Here is an 18,039-nt window from a genome sequence, read left to right on the forward strand (position 1 = left end):
TTTCATGCGCGAGAAAAGGAAATCTTGTGCCTTAGGCCGTCTTGTGACCGCGCAAAGCGGCGCCAAGCATCGTGCGGATGCGTCGGGCAATCGTCGCGCTGACTTCCTTGCGGTTACTGTCGGCACGATACTCCACCGCCTCGCCGAAACAGACGTCAACCTCGAAGGCACCGCATTGCAGCATGTCCTTCAGGTGCGGGAACATCTCGACATCGCCTGGCCAAGAGGCGAGGGGCCGGTGATAACGGCCCATCGGCAGGCCGTAGACACCCGTATAGGCAACCGCGACCGGTTGAACCACGACGGCGCCTGTTGGCGACGCCGGCACCGCCATGGCGGCTGCGCCAAACAGCGAGGATTTGACCTCGAGAAGCCGATTCCCGTCCGAGGTCGTGCCCTCCGGGAACAGAACGACGATCTCGCCATCCGCCATGCGGGTGGCAATTTCGTTGGCCTGGTGGCCGGTCTTGCGCTTTTCCTCGCGCACCACGAACACGCTCTTCTGCAGCTTCGCCAGGTTGCCGAAGATCGGCCAGTCGCGCACTTCGATCTTGGCGATGAAGGCGACGTCGGCGACCGCGGACAACACCATGATGTCCATCCACGACGAATGGTTGGCGCAAAGCATCAACGGCCTGTGGGTCTCCATCTTGCCATGGACGCGGATTCGGATGCCGAGGCAGAAACAAACGATGCGATGCCAGATGCGCGGCAGCCAGCGTCGCAGCTTCCAGTCGAAGCGCAACGCAAGAAGCTGCCAGGGCATAAGCACTATGCTGGCGAAGAAAATGACGATACCGGCGAGGGCGAGACGCAGCCAGGCGATCAAAACGAAGACTCCGCGGCTGCGCTCATGGCCTCAGCGCTCGTCCTTTTTGAGTGGGATGCCATAGAGCTCCAGTCGATGGTCGACGAGCTTGAAGCCATGCTCGCGGGCAATGCGTTCCTGCAGGGCCTCGATCTCCGGCGAGTGAAACTCGATGACGACGCCCGACTTCAGGTCGATGAGATGGTCGTGATGCTCTTCCGGCACCGTCTCATAGCGCGAGCGGCCGTCTCGGAAGTCGTGGCGTTCGATAATGCCGGCGTCCTCGAACAATTTCACGGTGCGATAGACGGTGGAGATGGAGATCTTGGCGTCGACCTTGACGGAGCGGCGGTAGAGTTCCTCCACGTCAGGGTGGTCGGCCGACTCCTCGAGGATGCGGGCAATCACCCGGCGCTGCTCGGTCATGCGCATGCCGCGTTCGGTGCAAAGCTCCTCAAGGGTCTTGGCGACGTCAGTCATGGGCTGCCTTCCGATAGTCAACGTTTGAGCAACGGACTAGCGAAGAACGCGCTTCATGACAAGCGCCGTGGAAACCGCGCCCTGGGTATCCTTGTAGTAACCCTTGCGTTCACCGACTTTCTCGAATCCAAGCTTGCGGTAGAGCCCGAGCGCTGCCGCATTGCCGTCATCGACCTCCAGGAAGATGCTCTCGCCACCGCGCAGCTTCGCTTCACGCATCGCAGCTTGCATCAGCCGCCAGCCAAGGCCGGCGCGAGCGACCTTCGTCTGCACGGCGACTGTCAGGATCTCCGCCTCGCCAGCGACCTGACGCGCGAGCACAAAACCCGGCAGCGGCTTCTTCAGAAATGCGTTGGTCTGCCGAGCGACGAAGCCGAAGACGGTGTCCTGGCTGAGCAAGCTATAGAATTCGCCATCGCCCCATGGTCGTGCGAAGCGTTCGCCGTGTAACGCCGCCACGGCGCGGCAGTCATCGGCGTCCATCGGGACAATCTCGAATTCCGGCTTCAGCGTCAGATAGGATTCCAACATGGTCATACTCGCGCAATCGCAAACCCGGCCTGCGGCTTGGCATCGGGTCCGCGCAGATAGAGGGGCTTCGGCTTTCCGGAAGACGGGTCGGCGGCAGCGCCGAGACGCGCCACGATGGAAATCGGGAAATGGTTGGCGCAATCGCCGATCGTGCCGGGTTTCAAGAGCGGCGTAGCCGAACCGGCAATTTCGCCCTCGAACGTCGCAGCAATTGCCTGTGCTTCCTCGACGGCGACAGCGCGGGCCTCATCGAGCGGTTCGCCATCGGCATCGAATGTCTGCAGATAGATCTCGTTTCGCTTGGCATCCATGGCGGTAAGCACGCTCCGCCCTGGCGTCTTCAACCGCTGCGCCTCGGCCATGACCGCAAGCGTGGTGACGCCGACGGCCGGAACGCCGAGCGACAGCGCAAAGCCACGGGCGGCGGCGACGCCGACGCGAATGCCGGTAAAGGAGCCTGGGCCGATGGTAACGGCAATGCGATCGACAGCCGAAAGCGCGACGCCGGCCTGCTCCAGCACGCGGTCGACGATTCCCATCAGATGTTCAGCATGCCCCTTGCCGATCATGTCCGATGCCTCCCCCAGCATCGTATCCCTGCCGCTGTCATAGAGAGCGGCAGCGCAATCCACACCTGCGGTGTCGAGCGCCAGTATGATCATGGCATCAATTTCCGAATAAAGCGTTCCTCAGCGTCCATACATTCACCCTGCCGCGCTTGCAAATGCTGCGCCAGGACAAATGCCGGGACAGGGCGTCGTCGTCAGGCGGCGACGACTTCCTCGACTTCCGGAACGAAATGGCGAAGCAGGTTCTGCACGCCATGCTTCAGCGTCGCCGTCGAAGACGGGCAGCCGGAGCAGGAGCCTTTCATGTTGAGATAGACCTTGCCGTCCTTGAAGCCACGGAAGGTGATGTCGCCGCCATCCTGTGCAACGGCGGGACGGACTCGGGTATCCAGCAATTCCTTGATGGTGAGCACGATCGATTCATCGGCTTCATCGAAGAATTCGCCGCCGGCATCAAGATCTTCGGAAAGGACAGAAGCGTCGCCCATCACGGGCTTGCCGGACATGAAGTGTTCCATGATTGAGCCGAGGATCGCCGGCTTCAGGTGCTGCCACTCGGCATTGTCCTTGGACACGGAAATGAAATCGTAGCCGAAATAGACGCCGGTCACGCCAGGAATCTCGAACAGGCGAGCCGCGAGCGGCGATGCCTCAGCCTCGTCCGCGTTGCGGAATTCGGCGGTTCCGTTTTCCATGACGACCCGACCCGGCAGGAACTTCTGCGTGGCGGGATTCGGCGTGGCTTCGGTCTGAATAAACATCTCGCTCTCCGTGCGGCGGGCAGCGGCCCACGCCGTCTTTAGAATTCTTCAAAAAAGAAAATAAGCCGATTGGCAACTCTATTCAAGAGACTGGTACTCAAGAAATCGCTTTATGCGAGCGCATCCAGTTCCTCGTCCGTCAATGTATCAGGCAGGACCGTGACGGGGATCGGAAATGTCGCGCCACGTCCGGCGATCGACGACACCAGCGGCCCCGGTCCCTCCTTGGCGGAGCTTGCGGCCAGCACCAGGATCGCGATATCGCGGTCTTCTTCGATGACGGCGTTGATCTGCTCGGTGGCACTTCCCTCGCGGATGACGATCTCCGGGTCGATGCCGATCGTTTCGCGAACCACGTGCGCCGCTTTCGCGACCACCGCTTCGGCTTCCTCGCGCGCCTCGGCCCGCATAATCTCCTCAACCCCCAACCATTGCTGGAAGTCCCCCTCCGGAATCACGTACATCAGCACTAGGCCGCCGTTCGAGTTCTTGGCGCGCCGACCGGCGTAGTGGACGGCGCGGGAGCATTCGGGCGTATCGTCGATGACCGCAATGAATTTGCGGCGATGACCTTCGAGCCGGGAGAGTCGTTTCGATACCATGGGCCGGACTCTGACACCTGAACCTGAAAATTTGCAAGCCCTCGTTTTTGACCCTCGAACGGTCTGCCGGGCCAGTCTGCGTCAGACGGGAACCAGTCCGTAAAGGCGCATGATCGCCTTCACATGCTCGATGTCGGGTTTCCCATGAACGTTGATGGCCAAAGCCATTTCCTCGAAATAGCGCCTGCCGATCAACCCGGGCGTCATGGTGATCAAGGCCTTGGCGGCTTCACCGTGCAGGTTCTCGTGGGTGTGGACATAGCCGCGCGGAATGAACAGGGTGGCCCCGGGCCCGATCTCGTGCTTGCGCCCGTCCAGCGTCGTCGTCATCGTGCCGGACAAGCCGTAGATCACTTCGTCGACGTCGCGGTGATAGTGAGGGGCGGGGACACGTGCCTGGGGCGGGACCGTGAATTCGAACATCACGAGGCTCTCGGCGCTCTGATCCTCGTCGATCAGAAGCCGGATCTCCATGGTTCCGATCTGGATGAGGTTGCGATCTCGCATCGAAGCCTCCTGACGGTCCGTTTCGATAAGACTACGCCGCAGGTCTGGCTTCGACAAGCCCGGGGCGGTGAGGTCCGCCCCGGGCCAAGGTCATATTTCAGTACAGGAAGCCGACGATGTCGCGCACTTCTTTCATCGTCACTTCGGCCCGCGCCCGCGCCCGTTCGGAACCATTGCGCAGGATCGCGTCGATGTGGCTGGTGTCCGACATCAGGCGACGCATTTCAGCGGTGATCGGCGAGAGCACGTTGATGGCCAAATCAACAAGCGCCGGCTTGAACACCGAGAACTGCTGGCCACCAAATTCGGCAAGCACATCAGCCTTCGACCTGTCGGCGAGCGCCGCATAGATGCCGACAAGGTTGTCGGCTTCCGGGCGGCCCTTGAGGCCGTCGACTTCACCAGGCAAACCTTCCGGATCGGTCTTGGCCTTGCGGATCTTCTTCGAGATCGCGTCCTCGTCGTCCATCAGGTTGATGCGCGACAGATCTGATGGGTCCGACTTCGACATTTTCTTGGTGCCGTCGCGAAGCGACATGACGCGTGGCGCCGGGCCATCGATCAGCGGCTCGACCATCGGGAAATAGGCATGCACCGGTTCGTTGCCGACCGTGATGTCGATGCCGTAGTCCGTCTTGCGGATATGTTCCGCATAGTCGAGGTTGAACTTCATGGCGATGTCGCGGGCGAGTTCAAGGTGCTGCTTCTGGTCGTCGCCGACCGGGACATGCGTGCCGCGGTAGACGAGGATGTCGGCAGCCATCAGGCTCGGATAGGCGTAGAGACCGAGCGAAGCCTGCTCGCGGTCCTTGCCGGCCTTGTCCTTGAACTGCGTCATGCGGTTCATCCAACCGATGCGCGCAACGCAATTGAAGATCCAGGCAAGCTCGGCATGCTGAGGCACGGCCGACTGGTTGAAAACGATATGCTTTTCCGGATCGATGCCGGACGCAATGAAGGCGGCGGCGATCGAACGGATCTGGTTCGGCATGTCCTCATGGACGAGCTGTGCCGTAAGCGCATGCATGTCGACGACGCAGTAGATGCAGTCGTTGCCTTCCTGCAGGGCGACGAACTTGCGGATCGCGCCGAGATAGTTGCCGAGATGGAGATTTCCTGTCGGCTGGACGCCGGAGAAAACCACTTTCTTGAATTCGTTCATCATGTCCTCGATTAGGCTGGTGGAGGGCCCCAGGGCCAATGGCCCATGTTGCTAACGGGCGCGCTTATGCACGCGGACGCCAGCGCAATCAAGGGGTTCAGCCTGCGGTGTGTTCGATCAGATCGAAGGTGTTGCCATAAGGATCCGCAAAGACGGCGACTGTGCCGTAAACCTCGTGCCGCGGCGCCTCGAGAAACTGCACGCCCTTCGCCAGCATCGACGCGTGGTCGCGGGCAAAATCGTCGGTCTTGATGAAGAAGCCGACGCGCCCGCCCGCCTGGTTGCCCATCGCCGCCGTTTGCCGGTCGTTGGCAGCTCGCGCGAGCAGAAAGGCGGCACCGTCCCCGCCCTTCGGCTTGACGACCACCCATCGCTTGCCGTCGGGCTGAATGTCGTCCTGGAGGCAATCGAAGCCAACCGCGCCGCAGTAGAAATCTTTGGCACGATCGTAATCGTCGACGACGAGGGTCACGAGGAAAAGTGATTGGAACATTGCAGGCTCCGATTCGTGGTGTGGTGTTGTCGCCAAGGATGCGTGGCTGGTCAAGGGCGGCCGGGTGCCGGCGTTCGGTGCACGGCGCTTCCCTCACGCGGTCCTTGCGGCCCGTGGCTTGATCCTGCACTTCACTCGGACGGGGCGCTGGAAATTGCCTCGCTGGAGTAAAAACAATATGGCGCTTCCCAGCGCCCCGTTCGGCGGTTTATGCCCGCAACTCCGGTCCCTCTGCCGCCTTGCCCGAGGAAGCTTTGCTTCCCCTGGGGGCCATGTGTGCCACACAGGCACGTCCGGGGCTCAACTCGACGCCGGATTCGCGCGATCGCCGCCGTCCCCGGAGGGAGACCATTTTCTGCGGACCCGGTGCATGAGGTTTTGCGTCCTACCCTCACCCCCCGCGCCGGTCCCGCCTCGCCGCAACGCCTTGCGGTGTATCCGCGACAGGAGGGACGAATTCTAGGATCGGTCCAGATGTCGGGGAAAATTTGCCGAGATTCTTTTTTTGTGAATATGTCTCACAAACTGCGAGCAGAAAATTCGTACCTCTTTTGAGGTATTTCTAACCTATCAATTAGCAGTAAATTATGGCGATGTTCCGTAACGGTAGGTAAACAATTTCACAAAAAGGCCATTTTTAGGGAGATCTTTCCATTCGCCAAAAATTGCGCCACCGCGGCGTATTTCGAGGGGAGGGGAACCATGCAATCCGCATTTTCCATCGCACTCGCCGGCCTGTTCTGTCTGTCGTGTTTCGACAGCGCCGACGCGCAGAATGTCAGAAGAGTGACAATCCCGTCGCTCAAACACAAAGAAACGCTCGCCTACTCGCTGCAGACCGTCAGCGTTCAGGCGAACTGCTTCCCGCCGCAGCTGCGCGGCATTCTCACCTACATAGCCGCTAAGACCGGTCGCCGCCCGATCGTAACCTCCGGGTTTCGCTCGCGTGGTCGATCGCATTCCCAGCATCGCAGTTGCGCTGCCGCGGACATTCGAATTCCCGGGGTATCCGAACGAACGATCATCGCGATTGCCGCTTCGGCTCCCGGCATCGGCGGGATAGGCCGCTACTGCAACGGGATAGTGCATGTCGACATCGGCCCCAGCCGACGATGGACCTATTGCTGAAGCATGCCGGACCGCTTAGCCGTCCACCTTTGCGGTCGGCTTGCGGTTCAGGTTGCGACGGATCATGCCGAGGTTCGCGCCGCCGATCAGGAAGGCTGTCGCGAAGTAGACAGCCATGGCGATGACGATCAGAAGGCCGAGCGTGCCGACCTTCGTCGCCAAATGCGCGCTCGAGGCAAGCCACGGCTCCCAGCGGTGCTGAAGGTACATGATGACTGCGCCCATGACGGCCGCGGAGACGACCAGCAGCGCCGCACGCCGCGCCAGCGCCCATTCCCAGATGAGGTGACCGCGGCGCAGCAAAGTCGTGAACAGAAGCACGGTGCTGATCCAGCCTGCCGTTGCTTCCGCAACCGCAATGCCGGGAGCGCCGATGAACGGGAACAGCGTCAAAGCCGTCGCACAGTTGACGCCAACGGCAACGGCGGAAAAACGCATCGGCGTCCTGGTGTCCTCGCGCGCATAGAAACCCGGCTGCAGCGCCTTGATCAGTACGAAGGCAGGGAGACCGACGCCATAGACCGCGAGGATGGAGCCGACGATCGCCGTGTTTTCCTGATGGAAGGCGCCACGTTCATAAAGGACGCGGATGATCTCGTCGGAGAGGATCCAGAGCGCAAAGGCGGCCGGGATTGTCAGGAACAGAACGAATTCCATCGACCGGTTCTGCAAGTTCGCCGCCTCGCGCAGATTGCCGCCCTTAAGCGCGCGCGCCAATTCCGGCAGCAGCACCACGCCGACGGCAACGCCGACGACGCCGAGCGGCAGCTGGTAGATGCGGTCCGCATATTGAAGCGCGGCGATCGCACCCTCCTTGCTGGAGGCAATCGCCTGGCCGATCATCTGGTTGATCTGGGTGATGCCACCGGTGACGGCGGCAGGCACCGCGAGGATCAGCAGCCGCTTGACGTTCGGCGTAATGCGGGGAAAGCGTAACCCGATGCTCATGCCGGCATGCAGGACGCCGAGATAGACGACGACGAGCTGTAGGATGCCCGCGACGAGCACGCCCCAGGAGAGATACCAGGCTGTCTGCAGCGGTTCAGCGCCGGTGTAGAGCGCGTAAAACAGCGCCCCGATCATCACCACGTTGAGGAAAACCGGGGCGATGGCTGCGGCGAAGAAGTGATGCAGCGAGTTCAGCATCCCGCTCATCATCGCCGTCAGAGACATGCACATCAGATAGGGGAACATCACCGCCGCCATGCGGACGGTAATCGAGAATTTTTCCGCATCGTCGGCAAAGCCCGGCGCGATGACGAAGCGCACGAGCAGCGGCATGCAGAGTTCCATCACGATGGTGATGAGCAGCAGCACCGAAAACAGCACGCCGAAGACTTCCTCGGAGAAGCGCTTGGCTCCGTCAGTGCCGTTCGCTTCGATTTCCTTGGCAAACAGCGGCACGAAGGCGGCGTTGAACGCACCTTCGGCGAAGAGCCGTCGGAAAAGGTTCGGAAACCGGAAAGCGGCATAGAAGACGTCGGCCATCGGGCCGGTGCCGAGGGCCGCGGCCATCAGCGTTTCACGGGCAAAGCCGAAGATGCGGCTGCCGAGGGTGGCGCCGCCGACGGTGGCGAATTTTCTGACGAGGCTCATGCGATTGGGCTCATGCGGGCGAATCCGCCTTCTTGTCTGTCTGCATCGCGGCCCGGACAGGAGTCGGTTGCGCGATGATGCCGGAAGGCATCCGTTCGCGCAGTTCGTCCTGTTCCTCGGCCATGACGGCCTTGAGGCGTGCGGTGATGTTGGCGCGCTTGCTGTCGCCCGAGATCTTCTGGCCGACGAGGTCGGTCACGTAGAAGGTGTCGATCACCTTCTCGCCGAAGGTGGTGATCCGCGCCGATTGAATGTCGAGCGAAAGGTCCGAGAGAACCGCGGTGATTTCCGAGAGCAGGCCCGGCCGGTCAAGGCATTCGACCTCGATGACGGTGAACTTGTTCGACAGGCTGTTGGAGATGTTGACCGACGGCGGGATGACGAAGGCCTTGCTCTTCTTGCGGTTCTTGGTCCGTGTCGCAATTACCTCGGGCAGCCGCTTGCGGCCGGAAAGCACGTCTTCGATCATACGCCCGATCGTGCCGGCACGACGCAGCTCGTCGGCGTCGTCCTTGAACTCGCGGCTGACATGGATGGTATCGAGCGCGCGGCCGTCCGAGGTCGTGAAGATCTGCGCATCGACGATGTTGGCCCCCGCCGCCGCGCACGCACCGGCGATGACGGCAAGAAGGCGCGGATGGTCCGGCGAGAGCACGGTGATCTCGGTGATCGCGTGGAAACTGTCGGTGCGCACCATCGTCGCCAGCGCCTGGCCCGCCTTGTCCGCCTGGCGGATGAAGCCGGCGTGCCGCACCTGGTCTTCCAGCGGAACCGAGAGCAGGTAGGGCTGATAGTGCAGCTTGCTGTAGATCTTGCGGTCCTTCTGGCTCCAGTCGGAGAGCGCATTGTAAAGCGCTTCGGCCGCGAAGTTGGCGCGCTCCTTGCGCGACACTTCCGAGAAGCCGCCGGCAAGCAGCAGTTCGGTTTCGTAGTAGAGTGTGCGCAGCAGCTGGCCCTTCCAGCCATTCCAGACGCCGGGGCCGACGGCGCGGATGTCGCAGATCGTCAGGATCAGCAGCATCTTCAGCCGGTCAAGCGACTGCACCACATCGGCAAAGTCGGTGATTGTCTTGCGGTCGGTCAGGTCGCGGGTCTGCGCGACCATCGACATCGCCAGATGCTCCTGGATCAGCCAGACGACCATCTCCGTCTGCTTCTGCGACAGACCAAAGCGAGCGCAAAGCTTGCGGGCGACGCGGGCGCCGGCAATCGAATGGTCCTCCTGGCGGCCCTTGGCAATGTCGTGCAGCAGCACCGCGACATAGAGCGCCTCGCGGTCTTCAATGCCGGGCATCAGTTTGTTGGCAAGCGGATGCAGATCGTCTGCCTTGCCCTTGTCGATTTCCGAGAGCACGTCGACGGTGCGGATCAGATGCTCGTCCACCGTATAGTGGTGGTACATGTTGAACTGCATCATCGCGACGATCTTCCCGAACTCCGGGATGAAGCGGCCGAGCACGCCGGCTTCGTTCATACGGCGCAGGATCAGCGCCGGGTCGCGCTTCGAGGTCAGGATCGACATGAAGAGGCGGTTTGCCTCGTCGTTCTCGCGCAGATTGTTGTCGATGAGGCTGAGCGAGCGGGTGACGCGCTTCAGTGCGTCCGGATGGAATTCCAGCCCGTTGATATCGGCGACATGGAACAGTCGAATGATGCTGATCGGATCCCGCTTGAACACATCGGGGCTTGCAAGCGCGATGCGGCCACGATCCTCGACGAACTCGGTGCTGCCGGCGATCTTGCGGCTGCGGTGTGCGAAGCGGCTGATGACGCCGGTCAGACCCGGCGTCGACTTCGCCTGCTGATCCTCGAGCGCCGCGCAGAGAATGCGCGTCAGGTCGCCGACATCCTTGGCGACAAGAAAATAGTGCTTCATGAAACGCTCAACGGCCGAAAGGCCAGGGCGCGCATGGTATCCGAGTGCTTCGGCAATCTCGCGCTGGATGTCGAAGGACAGCCGCTCCTCTGCCTTGCCGGTCAGGAAATGCATGTGGCAGCGCACCGCCCAGAGGAAGTCGTCCGCCTTCTGGAACAGGTGATACTCGTGCTTGGAGAGGACGCCGAGCGGCACGAGCTCAGCCGTGTCGCGGACGTGATAATAGTATTTCGAGATCCAGAAGAGCGTGTGCAGGTCGCGCAGGCCGCCCTTGCCTTCCTTGACGTTCGGCTCGACCAGATAGCGCGTATCGCCGGCCTTGCGGTGGCGCTCGTCACGCTCGGCAAGCTTGGCGGCGATGAATTCGGGGCCGGTGCCGGTGACGATTTCCTTGTCGAAACGCGTCTCAAGCTGCGTTTCCAGCGCGCGCAGGCCGCAGATGTAGCGCATCTCGAGGATAGCCGTACGGATAGTCATGTCGGACTTCGACAGTGCGATGCACTCTTCCAAGGTGCGCGTGGCATGGCCGACCTTGAAGCCCATGTCCCAGAGGACATAGAGCATGAATTCGACCGCCTTGTGCGTTTCCTCCGCCGGCTTCGGCTGGAACAGGAACAGGAGGTCGATGTCGGAGCCCGGCGCCAGCGTGTCGCGGCCATAGCCGCCGACGGCGGTGACGGCGAACTTGTCCTTCTGCTTCGGGAAGACGTGCGCGCAGACGAACTCGTAGAGAACCGTGATGATCTGGTCCTGCAGCCAGGAAATCCGGCGGGCGCAATTGATGCCGCTGCCATCGGCCGAAAGCAGCTCGCGCGCCTTCTGCCGACCCTCGCTGCTCGCCTTTTTGAGGATCGCCAGCAGATCCGACCGCATGACGTCGGGCCGAGTCTTGTTGGCCTCGGCGACCGCGTCGCACATCTTCCGGAGATAGTCGGTGTCGAGGATATCGGAGAAATCGATTTCGTTCGTCGTCGCCATGCGCGGGGCGGCTTCCTCTTCGCGCGGGGCAGCCGCTTCGTGCTGCACCTCTCGTTTCGTCTGCATGCGCTATAGCCTCTTTGCCCACCGATGACACGGGCTTTCCTACTGCAGAACGTTTAATTTTGGCGAAAAGGTGTTGCCGCGCCTGAAACCTGCGGCTTCAACCCATCAGGCGGCGATCTGCGCCCGCACGGAATAGAGCACCTGCCGCGTTTCGCTGGTGATCGCCTCCAGGGTCTCTTGGTCGCACTCGCGGTAGCCGGCTTTGGCGACACAGGAGGAGAGTTCCAGAATCCTGGCGCAGCAGCGGATGATTTGCAGCAGGCCGAACGGCGAGGCCCAGCCACGCGGATTGCCGCGCTCGTCGGCAAGCCGCAGCGCTTCAAGCGCGCTGAAGATCGCCGCAAGCCTTTGGGTCTCGTTGAACAGCCGGTCCATGAACATCGGTCAGCCCTGCTTCAGCTTCTTCTTGAGCTCGTAGAGCGCGTCCATGGCTTCGCGTGGGGTCATGTCGTCGAGGCTCATGCCCTTCAATGCTTCCTCGACCTTCGAGGGACCGCGATTGGAATCCTCGCGGCGCACTGCCACTTGGAAGAGTGGCAGGTCGTCGATGAGCTGGCTTGCCGGGTTCTTGCGGTCGGCGTCCTCGAGCCGCGTCAGCACATCGCGGGCGCGGGACACTACGGAAGCCGGCAAGCCGGCAAGCCGGGCGACCTGGATGCCGTAGGAGCGATCGGCGGCACCGGGACCGACTTCGTGCAGGAAGATCACGTCGCCGTCCCACTCCTTCACGCGCATCGTCGCATTTGATAGCCGCGCAAGCTTTTCCGAAAGCACCGTGAGTTCGTGGAAGTGGGTTGCGAAGAGACCGCGGCAGCGGTTTGCTTCGTGCAGATGCTCGACGGCGGCCCAGGCGATGGAGAGGCCGTCGAAGGTTGCGGTGCCACGGCCGATTTCATCGAGAATGACCAGGGAACGGTCGGTCGCCTGGTTGAGGATCGCCGCCGTCTCGACCATTTCGACCATGAAGGTCGAGCGACCGCGCGCCAGATCGTCAGAGGCGCCGACACGCGAGAACAGCCGGTCGACGATGCCGATATGGGCCGAGGTGGCCGGCACGAAGGACCCCATCTGCGCGAGGATCGCGATCAGCGCGTTCTGGCGCAGGAAGGTCGACTTACCGCCCATGTTCGGGCCGGTCAGCAGCCAGATCGCGCCATCCTTGCCGTCGGAAACGGGCGAGAGATCGCAGTTGTTGGCGACGAACGGGCCTGACGATTGCCGCCTGAGCGCCTGTTCGACCACCGGATGGCGGCCGCCCTCGATCGCAAACATCTTCGAGCCATCGACGAGTGGTCGGCAGTAGGCCTGTTCGTCGGCAAGCAGCGCCAGGCCAGCAGCAACGTCGATGACGGCCAGTGCGCGGGCGCCCGCCTTGATTGCCTCCGCTTCGGCTACGACGGAATCCGTCATGCGGTCGAAGGCCGCCAGTTCGATCGCGAGCGCCTTGTCGGCCGCATTGGCGATCCGGCTTTCCAGATCAGCAAGCTCGGTCGTCGTGAAGCGCATCGCGTTCGCCATCGTCTGGCGGTGGATGAAGCGCCCCTTGGCCTCGGGCGTATCGGTCATCGGCCCGGCATTGCCGGCGGTCACCTCGATGAAGTAGCCAAGGATATTGTTGTGCTTGATCTTCAGCGACTTGATGCCGGTTTCCTCGGCATATTGCAGCTGCAGGCCGGCAATCACCCGACGCGATTGATCGCGAAGCGCCCTGACCTCGTCAAGTTCGGTATTGGCACCGTCGCGCAGGAAGCCGCCATCGCGCTTCAATAGCGGCAACTCGTCGCCGAGCGTCTCGGAAAGCAGTATCGCAAGGCCGGAGGGCAGGGCCTGAAGGCTGGAAAGCGCAAGCTGCAGTTCTTCCGGCAGCAGCGCGTCGGACAACAGCCGACCGATATCGCCCGCAGCATTCAGACCTTGGCGGATGGCGGCAAGGTCGCGGGGCCCGCCACGGTCGAGCGCCAGGCGCGAGAGCGCGCGCGGCATGTCCGGAACATGCTTGAGATGGTGGCGCAGGTCGCCACAAAGCGACGGCTCCTCCATCAGGAAGCCGATGGAATCCAGACGCTCATTGATGCGGACGGGATCGGTCAGCGGCGACATCAGCCGTTCGGCAAGCAACCGTGCTCCGCCACCGGTGACGGTGCGGTCGATCGCCTTCAGCAGGGAGCCGTTGCGATCGCCTGACAGCGTGCGGGCAAGTTCGAGGTTGGCGCGGGTCGCCGGATCGATGAACAGCGTGGACGCGCCGCTCTCGCGCTCCGGCCGTCCGAGCGGTGGCCGTTCGGCGATCTGCGTCTTCTCGACATAGGCGACGGCCGCAGCAGCGGCAGCAAGCTCGGCACGCGAAAAGGTGCCGAAGCCGTCGAGTGTCGAGACATTGAAGTAGCGTGCGATCCGCCCTTCGGCCGTGGCACTGTCGAAGAGCACAGCCGGCTGCGGAACGGCGGTGCGACCCAGCACGTCGAAAACAGGCTTCAGTTCGGGATCGTGAAAGATAGTATCGGGCACGATCAGTTCGCGCGGGTCGATACGCAGGATATCGGCAAGCAGCCGCGAGCCTTCAGTCTCGGCCAGCCGGAAAATCCCGGTCGAAATGTCGATCCACGCAAGCGCCAGCACAGGCTCGGCGCCGGCGCGAATCCGGGTAAGTGCCATCAGATAGTTCGATTCCGATGGTGAAAGCAGCTTTTCCTCGGTGATCGTGCCCGGCGTCACCAGGCGGACCACGTCGCGCTTCACCACCGATTTCGAGCCACGTTTCTTGGCCTCGGCCGGGTCTTCAACCTGCTCGCAGACGGCAACCCGGAAGCCGAGTCCAATGAGTTTCTGCAGATAGTCGTCGGCCGCATGCACCGGCACGCCGCACATCGGGATGTCCTGCCCCATGTGCTGGCCGCGCTTGGTGAGCGTGATGCCGAGCGCACGCGAAGCGTCCAGCGCATCCTCGAAGAACAGCTCGTAGAAATCGCCCATGCGATAGAACAGCAGCGAGTCAGGGTTGTTGGCCTTGATCTCGATGAATTGCTCCATCATCGGCGTTGCCGAGGCACGGCTTTCTTCCGTGGCCAGTTCGGCAGCCGAAAAGGCTTCTATTCCAGTGTCTATTCGTTCGTTCACGGAGATGCATTTTTTCCAAAAAAGAGGTGCCAACCCTAGCTGCCCGCCGCTATAGATGACAACTGCGATTGAGGAAGAGCAAGGCGTCACCCACAAGACGTTGGAGGAAAAATGCCCGATACCGAGAAGAAGCAGCGGCCGGTTACATCTGTAACCGACAACGAGGCTCTTGAGTTCCACGCCATGGGGCGGCCCGGAAAGCTGGAGATCAACGCCACGAAGCCGATGGCGACGCAGCGCGATCTGTCGCTTGCCTATTCGCCTGGTGTGGCCGTTCCGGTGAAGGCAATCGCCGCCGATCCGGCGACCGCCTATGATTACACCACGCGCGGCAACATGGTTGCGGTCATCTCCAACGGCACGGCGATCCTCGGCCTCGGCAATCTCGGCGCACTGGCTTCGAAGCCAGTGATGGAGGGCAAGTCGGTGCTCTTCAAGCGCTTTGCCGACGTCGACTCGATCGACCTCGAAGTCGACACCGAGAATGTCGACGAATTCATCAATTGCGTGCGTTTCCTCGGACCTTCCTTCGGCGGCATCAATCTCGAAGACATCAAGGCGCCCGACTGCTTCATCATCGAGCAGCGCCTGCGCGAGCTGATGGACATTCCTGTTTTCCATGACGACCAGCACGGGACGGCGATCATCGCGGCTGCCGGCCTCATCAACGCGCTGGAATTGACCGGTCGCGACCTGAAGACGACGAAGCTCGTCTGCAATGGTGCCGGTGCCGCCGCCATCGCCTGCGTCGAACTGATCAAGGCGATGGGCTTCGCCCCCGAGAATATCGTTCTTTGCGATACCAAGGGTGTGATCTATCAGGGCCGCACTGAGGGCATGAACCAATGGAAATCGGCGCATGCGGTCAAGACCAAGGCACGCACGCTCGAGGAGGCCATGAAGGGCGCGGATGTCGTCTTCGGCCTCTCGCAGAAGGGAGCCTTCTCGGAGACGATGATCCGCTCCATGGCCGATCGTCCGATCATTTTTGCCATGGCCAACCCCGATCCGGAAATTACCCCGGAAGAGGTCGCGCGCGTCCGCGACGATGCCATCATGGCAACCGGTCGCTCAGACTATCCGAACCAGGTCAACAACGTTCTCGGCTTTCCCTATATCTTCCGCGGCGCGCTCGATGTTCGTGCGACCACGATCAACGACGCCATGAAAATTGCGGCCGTCGAGGCGCTGGCAAACCTCGCCCGCGAGGACGTGCCTGACGATGTCGTTGCCGCCTACCAGGGCAACCGCCCGCGCTTCGGCGCGCAGTACATCATTCCGGTGCCGTTCGATCCGCGGCTGATCTCGGCGATCCCAGTTGCCGTGGCGCAGGCAGCGATGGATAGCGGCGTCGCCCGCAAGCCGATCGCCGACATGGCAGTTTATGCCCGCGAGCTGTCCGCCCGTCGCGATCCCATCGCCTCGACCTTGGCGAGCCTTTACGAGCGCGTACGCCGCCGCCCGAAGCGGGTGGTTTTTGCGGAAGCGGAAGAAGAGCAGGTCATGCGCGCAGCAATGTCCTATGCCAACCAGGAACTCGGGACGGCAATCCTGCTTGGCCGCGAGGACCTGATTCAAGCGACCGCGGAACGCGCCGGTATCGATCTCAATCGGCCGGGGCTGGAAATCGTCAACGCGCGCATCTCCACCCGCGTCGAAACCTATGTCGACTATCTCTATGCGCGCTTGCAGCGCAAGGGCTACCTGCATCGCGATGCCCAGCGCCTGATCCACCAGGACCGCAACCACTTCGCCGCCTGCATGGTGGCGCTTGGCGACGCCGACGGAATGGTCACCGGTATCACCCGCAACTATTCGACGGCGCTCGAAGACGTGCGCCGCTGCATCGATATGAAGCCGGGGCACCGCGTGATCGGCGTATCGATTGCGCTCTGCCGCGGCCGAACAGTGTTCGTCGCCGATACGGCGGTTCATGACATGCCGAACGCCGAGGAGCTCGCTGATATCGCTGTCGAGGCCGCAGGCTTTGCGCGTCGCATGGGCTATCAGCCGCGTGTTGCCATGCTGGCCTATTCGACCTTCGGCCACCCGTCGGGCGAACGCTCCGAGCGTGTGCGCGAGGCTGTAAAGATCCTCGACAAGCGTCGCCTTGATTTCGAGTATGACGGCGAGATGGCGGCTGACGTGGCGCTGAACCGCAGGGTGATGGAGCAGTATCCGTTCTGCCGTCTGTCAGGGCCGGCCAATGTGCTGGTCATGCCGGCTTTCCATTCGGCAGCGATCTCAACGAAGATGCTGCAGGAACTCGGCGGTTCGACCGTCATCGGCCCGATCCTCGTCGGTCTCGACAAGGCCGTTCAGATCACCTCGATGGGCGCGAAGGATTCCGATATTGTCAACATGGCGGCGATCGCGGCCTACACGGCCGGATCGTGAAATAAAGACGGAGCGGGAGGCATCCTCCCGCTCCGTCTTTTCATCCGTTTGAAATCAGCTCGCGAACCGTCCGGCGTCGGCGCCGTAATAGTTTAGGTAGCGATCGGAGATGCTTGATATCGGCAGGACGATCAGAACATCCGTCGTGTTGAAGGCCTTGTCGACCACGGCGGTCGAACCGACCATGGCGCCAAGGCGCAGATAACCCTTGATCAGCGGCGGCAGTGCCATCAGGGCCCGCTTCGGGTTGACGGCTTCGGCCGGCATCAGATCCATATCGCGAGCCAGATGCGGAAGGGCGCTGACCGCCCACTCGTCCTTGGCGGCGACGTTGTGATGCAGGAAGGAAAGTGCCAGCGCATGGCTTTCCGGATGGATACCCGGGAAGGACGCGCAGCCGAACATGGCGCTCATGCCATGCTTCAGCGCATAGGCCCAGTTGCCCTGCCACAGAAGCTCGACCGTACGCTTGGTGCGGTAATCAGGCAGCACGCAAGAGCGGCCGAGTTCCATGAACCGCTTATCCGGGTGGCGGGCCAGCAGCTCGTCGATGGCGAATTCCGAAGCCGAGTAAAAGCCGCCGTTTGCCATGGCAACTTCCTGCCGGAGCAGGCGATAGGTGCCAACGATCTGGTCCTCGCTGTCGCCCTCGATCGAGCGGTCGAGCACGAGCAAATGGTCGCAGAACGCATCGTAGGAATCGAAATCGCGTTTGCGGCGCATGGCTTCCTGTGAAAGCTCGGCACCCATTTCTTCGACGAAGACACGGAAGCGAACGGCCTGTGCGGCGTCGATCTCGCTGGAACTACGGGCGAGGCGGGTCTCGAGATTGCCGATGCGGCCGAGAATGTCGCCTTCCTTTGGCGCAAGCGTGCTCGACGGCCGATGAACCTCGGCGACGGCGGCACAATTGAAAGCGTCTGCGGACATGGCGATTCTCCCGTTGCCGGCTTTTGACACGCCATAAA

General features: G+C 62.0%; 16 protein-coding genes. 2 read left to right on the forward strand and 14 right to left on the reverse strand.

The window, feature by feature from the left end; all coding sequences use genetic code 11:
• Positions 1 to 31 precede the first annotated feature (31 nt).
• The 9 genes from FHX16_RS02160 to FHX16_RS02200 all read right to left on the reverse strand — a co-directional run bounded on the left by FHX16_RS02160 (position 32) and on the right by FHX16_RS02200 (position 5,913).
• Positions 32 to 829: a 1-acyl-sn-glycerol-3-phosphate acyltransferase gene (locus tag FHX16_RS02160; protein WP_183860538.1), complete on the reverse strand. Its 798-nt coding sequence runs from the start codon at positions 827 to 829 to the stop codon at positions 32 to 34.
• A 30-nt stretch (positions 830 to 859) separates the two neighbouring features.
• On the reverse strand, positions 860 to 1,288 hold the full coding sequence (locus FHX16_RS02165; protein WP_016552503.1) for a Fur family transcriptional regulator: 429 nt from the start codon (positions 1,286 to 1,288) through the stop codon (positions 860 to 862).
• A gap of 36 nt (positions 1,289 to 1,324) precedes the next feature.
• Complete coding sequence (locus tag FHX16_RS02170; RefSeq protein WP_405049256.1) at positions 1,325 to 1,825, reverse strand: GNAT family N-acetyltransferase; 501 nt, start codon at positions 1,823 to 1,825, stop codon at positions 1,325 to 1,327.
• Positions 1,822 to 2,481: a tRNA (adenosine(37)-N6)-threonylcarbamoyltransferase complex dimerization subunit type 1 TsaB gene (tsaB, locus tag FHX16_RS02175; protein WP_183860536.1), complete on the reverse strand. Its 660-nt coding sequence runs from the start codon at positions 2,479 to 2,481 to the stop codon at positions 1,822 to 1,824. The genes FHX16_RS02170 and tsaB overlap by 4 nt, the downstream gene beginning before the upstream one ends.
• A 101-nt stretch (positions 2,482 to 2,582) precedes the next feature.
• Entirely contained in the window at positions 2,583 to 3,149 is a 567-nt protein-coding gene (locus FHX16_RS02180; protein ID WP_183860534.1) for a NifU family protein, read from the reverse strand.
• A gap of 110 nt (positions 3,150 to 3,259) precedes the next feature.
• Positions 3,260 to 3,751 (reverse strand): universal stress protein, encoded by a 492-nt coding sequence (locus tag FHX16_RS02185; protein WP_007529542.1) that lies wholly within the window; start codon positions 3,749 to 3,751, stop codon positions 3,260 to 3,262.
• Between the two features lie 81 nt (positions 3,752 to 3,832).
• Positions 3,833 to 4,258, reverse strand: coding sequence for a cupin domain-containing protein (locus FHX16_RS02190; protein ID WP_183860532.1), 426 nt, complete (start codon positions 4,256 to 4,258; stop codon positions 3,833 to 3,835).
• 97 nt (positions 4,259 to 4,355) lie between these two features.
• Positions 4,356 to 5,420, reverse strand: a complete 1,065-nt coding sequence (gene trpS / locus FHX16_RS02195) for a tryptophan--tRNA ligase (RefSeq protein ID WP_183753231.1) — start codon at positions 5,418 to 5,420, stop codon at positions 4,356 to 4,358.
• Between the two features lie 97 nt (positions 5,421 to 5,517).
• Positions 5,518 to 5,913 (reverse strand): VOC family protein, encoded by a 396-nt coding sequence (locus FHX16_RS02200; protein WP_259126400.1) that lies wholly within the window; start codon positions 5,911 to 5,913, stop codon positions 5,518 to 5,520.
• A gap of 702 nt (positions 5,914 to 6,615) precedes the next feature.
• Between FHX16_RS02200 and FHX16_RS02205 the strand changes: the two genes are divergently transcribed.
• Entirely contained in the window at positions 6,616 to 7,041 is a 426-nt protein-coding gene (locus FHX16_RS02205; RefSeq protein WP_183753229.1) for a DUF882 domain-containing protein, read from the forward strand.
• 15 nt (positions 7,042 to 7,056) lie between these two features.
• Here the strand turns inward: FHX16_RS02205 and murJ are convergent, their stop codons facing one another.
• The 4 genes from murJ to mutS all read right to left on the reverse strand — a co-directional run bounded on the left by murJ (position 7,057) and on the right by mutS (position 14,674).
• A complete protein-coding gene (gene murJ / locus FHX16_RS02210) occupies positions 7,057 to 8,637 on the reverse strand; it encodes a murein biosynthesis integral membrane protein MurJ (protein ID WP_259126401.1) in 1,581 nt (526 codons plus the stop codon).
• Between the two features lie 10 nt (positions 8,638 to 8,647).
• Entirely contained in the window at positions 8,648 to 11,557 is a 2,910-nt protein-coding gene (locus FHX16_RS02215) for a [protein-PII] uridylyltransferase (protein WP_183860526.1), read from the reverse strand.
• A gap of 105 nt (positions 11,558 to 11,662) precedes the next feature.
• Positions 11,663 to 11,938: a hypothetical protein gene (locus tag FHX16_RS02220; RefSeq protein WP_183860524.1), complete on the reverse strand. Its 276-nt coding sequence runs from the start codon at positions 11,936 to 11,938 to the stop codon at positions 11,663 to 11,665.
• Between the two features lie 3 nt (positions 11,939 to 11,941).
• Positions 11,942 to 14,674 carry a DNA mismatch repair protein MutS gene (gene mutS, locus FHX16_RS02225; RefSeq protein ID WP_183860522.1) on the reverse strand — a complete coding sequence of 911 codons (2,733 nt, stop codon included), beginning with the start codon at positions 14,672 to 14,674 and terminating at the stop codon, positions 11,942 to 11,944.
• Between the two features lie 111 nt (positions 14,675 to 14,785).
• Between mutS and FHX16_RS02230 the strand changes: the two genes are divergently transcribed.
• Entirely contained in the window at positions 14,786 to 17,071 is a 2,286-nt protein-coding gene (locus FHX16_RS02230) for an NADP-dependent malic enzyme (RefSeq protein WP_183860520.1), read from the forward strand.
• Between the two features lie 54 nt (positions 17,072 to 17,125).
• Here FHX16_RS02230 and FHX16_RS02235 read toward each other — a convergent pair whose 3' ends face one another.
• Complete coding sequence (locus FHX16_RS02235) at positions 17,126 to 18,001, reverse strand: GNAT family N-acetyltransferase (RefSeq protein WP_183753217.1); 876 nt, start codon at positions 17,999 to 18,001, stop codon at positions 17,126 to 17,128.
• Positions 18,002 to 18,039: the final 38 nt, after the last annotated feature.

Origin of the sequence: Rhizobium sp. BK661 (assembly GCF_024808825.1) — a bacterium.
Lineage (GTDB): Bacteria > Pseudomonadota > Alphaproteobacteria > Rhizobiales > Rhizobiaceae > Rhizobium.

Excerpts from the sequence above, each read along its gene's own strand:
- FHX16_RS02165 (WP_016552503.1), bottom strand. The coding sequence starts at position 1,288 with ATGACTGACGTCGCCAAGACCCTTGAGGAGCTTTGCACCGAACGCGGC.
- FHX16_RS02170 (WP_405049256.1), bottom strand. The coding sequence starts at position 1,825 with ATGACCATGTTGGAATCCTATCTGACGCTGAAGCCGGAATTCGAGATT.
- tsaB (WP_183860536.1), bottom strand. The coding sequence starts at position 2,481 with ATGATCATACTGGCGCTCGACACCGCAGGTGTGGATTGCGCTGCCGCT.
- FHX16_RS02180 (WP_183860534.1), bottom strand. The coding sequence starts at position 3,149 with ATGTTTATTCAGACCGAAGCCACGCCGAATCCCGCCACGCAGAAGTTC.
- FHX16_RS02185 (WP_007529542.1), bottom strand. The coding sequence starts at position 3,751 with ATGGTATCGAAACGACTCTCCCGGCTCGAAGGTCATCGCCGCAAATTC.
- FHX16_RS02190 (WP_183860532.1), bottom strand. The coding sequence starts at position 4,258 with ATGCGAGATCGCAACCTCATCCAGATCGGAACCATGGAGATCCGGCTT.
- trpS (WP_183753231.1), bottom strand. The coding sequence starts at position 5,420 with ATGAACGAATTCAAGAAAGTGGTTTTCTCCGGCGTCCAGCCGACAGGA.
- FHX16_RS02200 (WP_259126400.1), bottom strand. The coding sequence starts at position 5,913 with ATGTTCCAATCACTTTTCCTCGTGACCCTCGTCGTCGACGATTACGAT.
- FHX16_RS02205 (WP_183753229.1), top strand. The coding sequence starts at position 6,616 with ATGCAATCCGCATTTTCCATCGCACTCGCCGGCCTGTTCTGTCTGTCG.
- murJ (WP_259126401.1), bottom strand. The coding sequence starts at position 8,637 with ATGAGCCTCGTCAGAAAATTCGCCACCGTCGGCGGCGCCACCCTCGGC.
- FHX16_RS02215 (WP_183860526.1), bottom strand. The coding sequence starts at position 11,557 with ATGCAGACGAAACGAGAGGTGCAGCACGAAGCGGCTGCCCCGCGCGAA.
- FHX16_RS02220 (WP_183860524.1), bottom strand. The coding sequence starts at position 11,938 with ATGTTCATGGACCGGCTGTTCAACGAGACCCAAAGGCTTGCGGCGATC.
- FHX16_RS02230 (WP_183860520.1), top strand. The coding sequence starts at position 14,786 with ATGCCCGATACCGAGAAGAAGCAGCGGCCGGTTACATCTGTAACCGAC.
- FHX16_RS02235 (WP_183753217.1), bottom strand. The coding sequence starts at position 18,001 with ATGTCCGCAGACGCTTTCAATTGTGCCGCCGTCGCCGAGGTTCATCGG.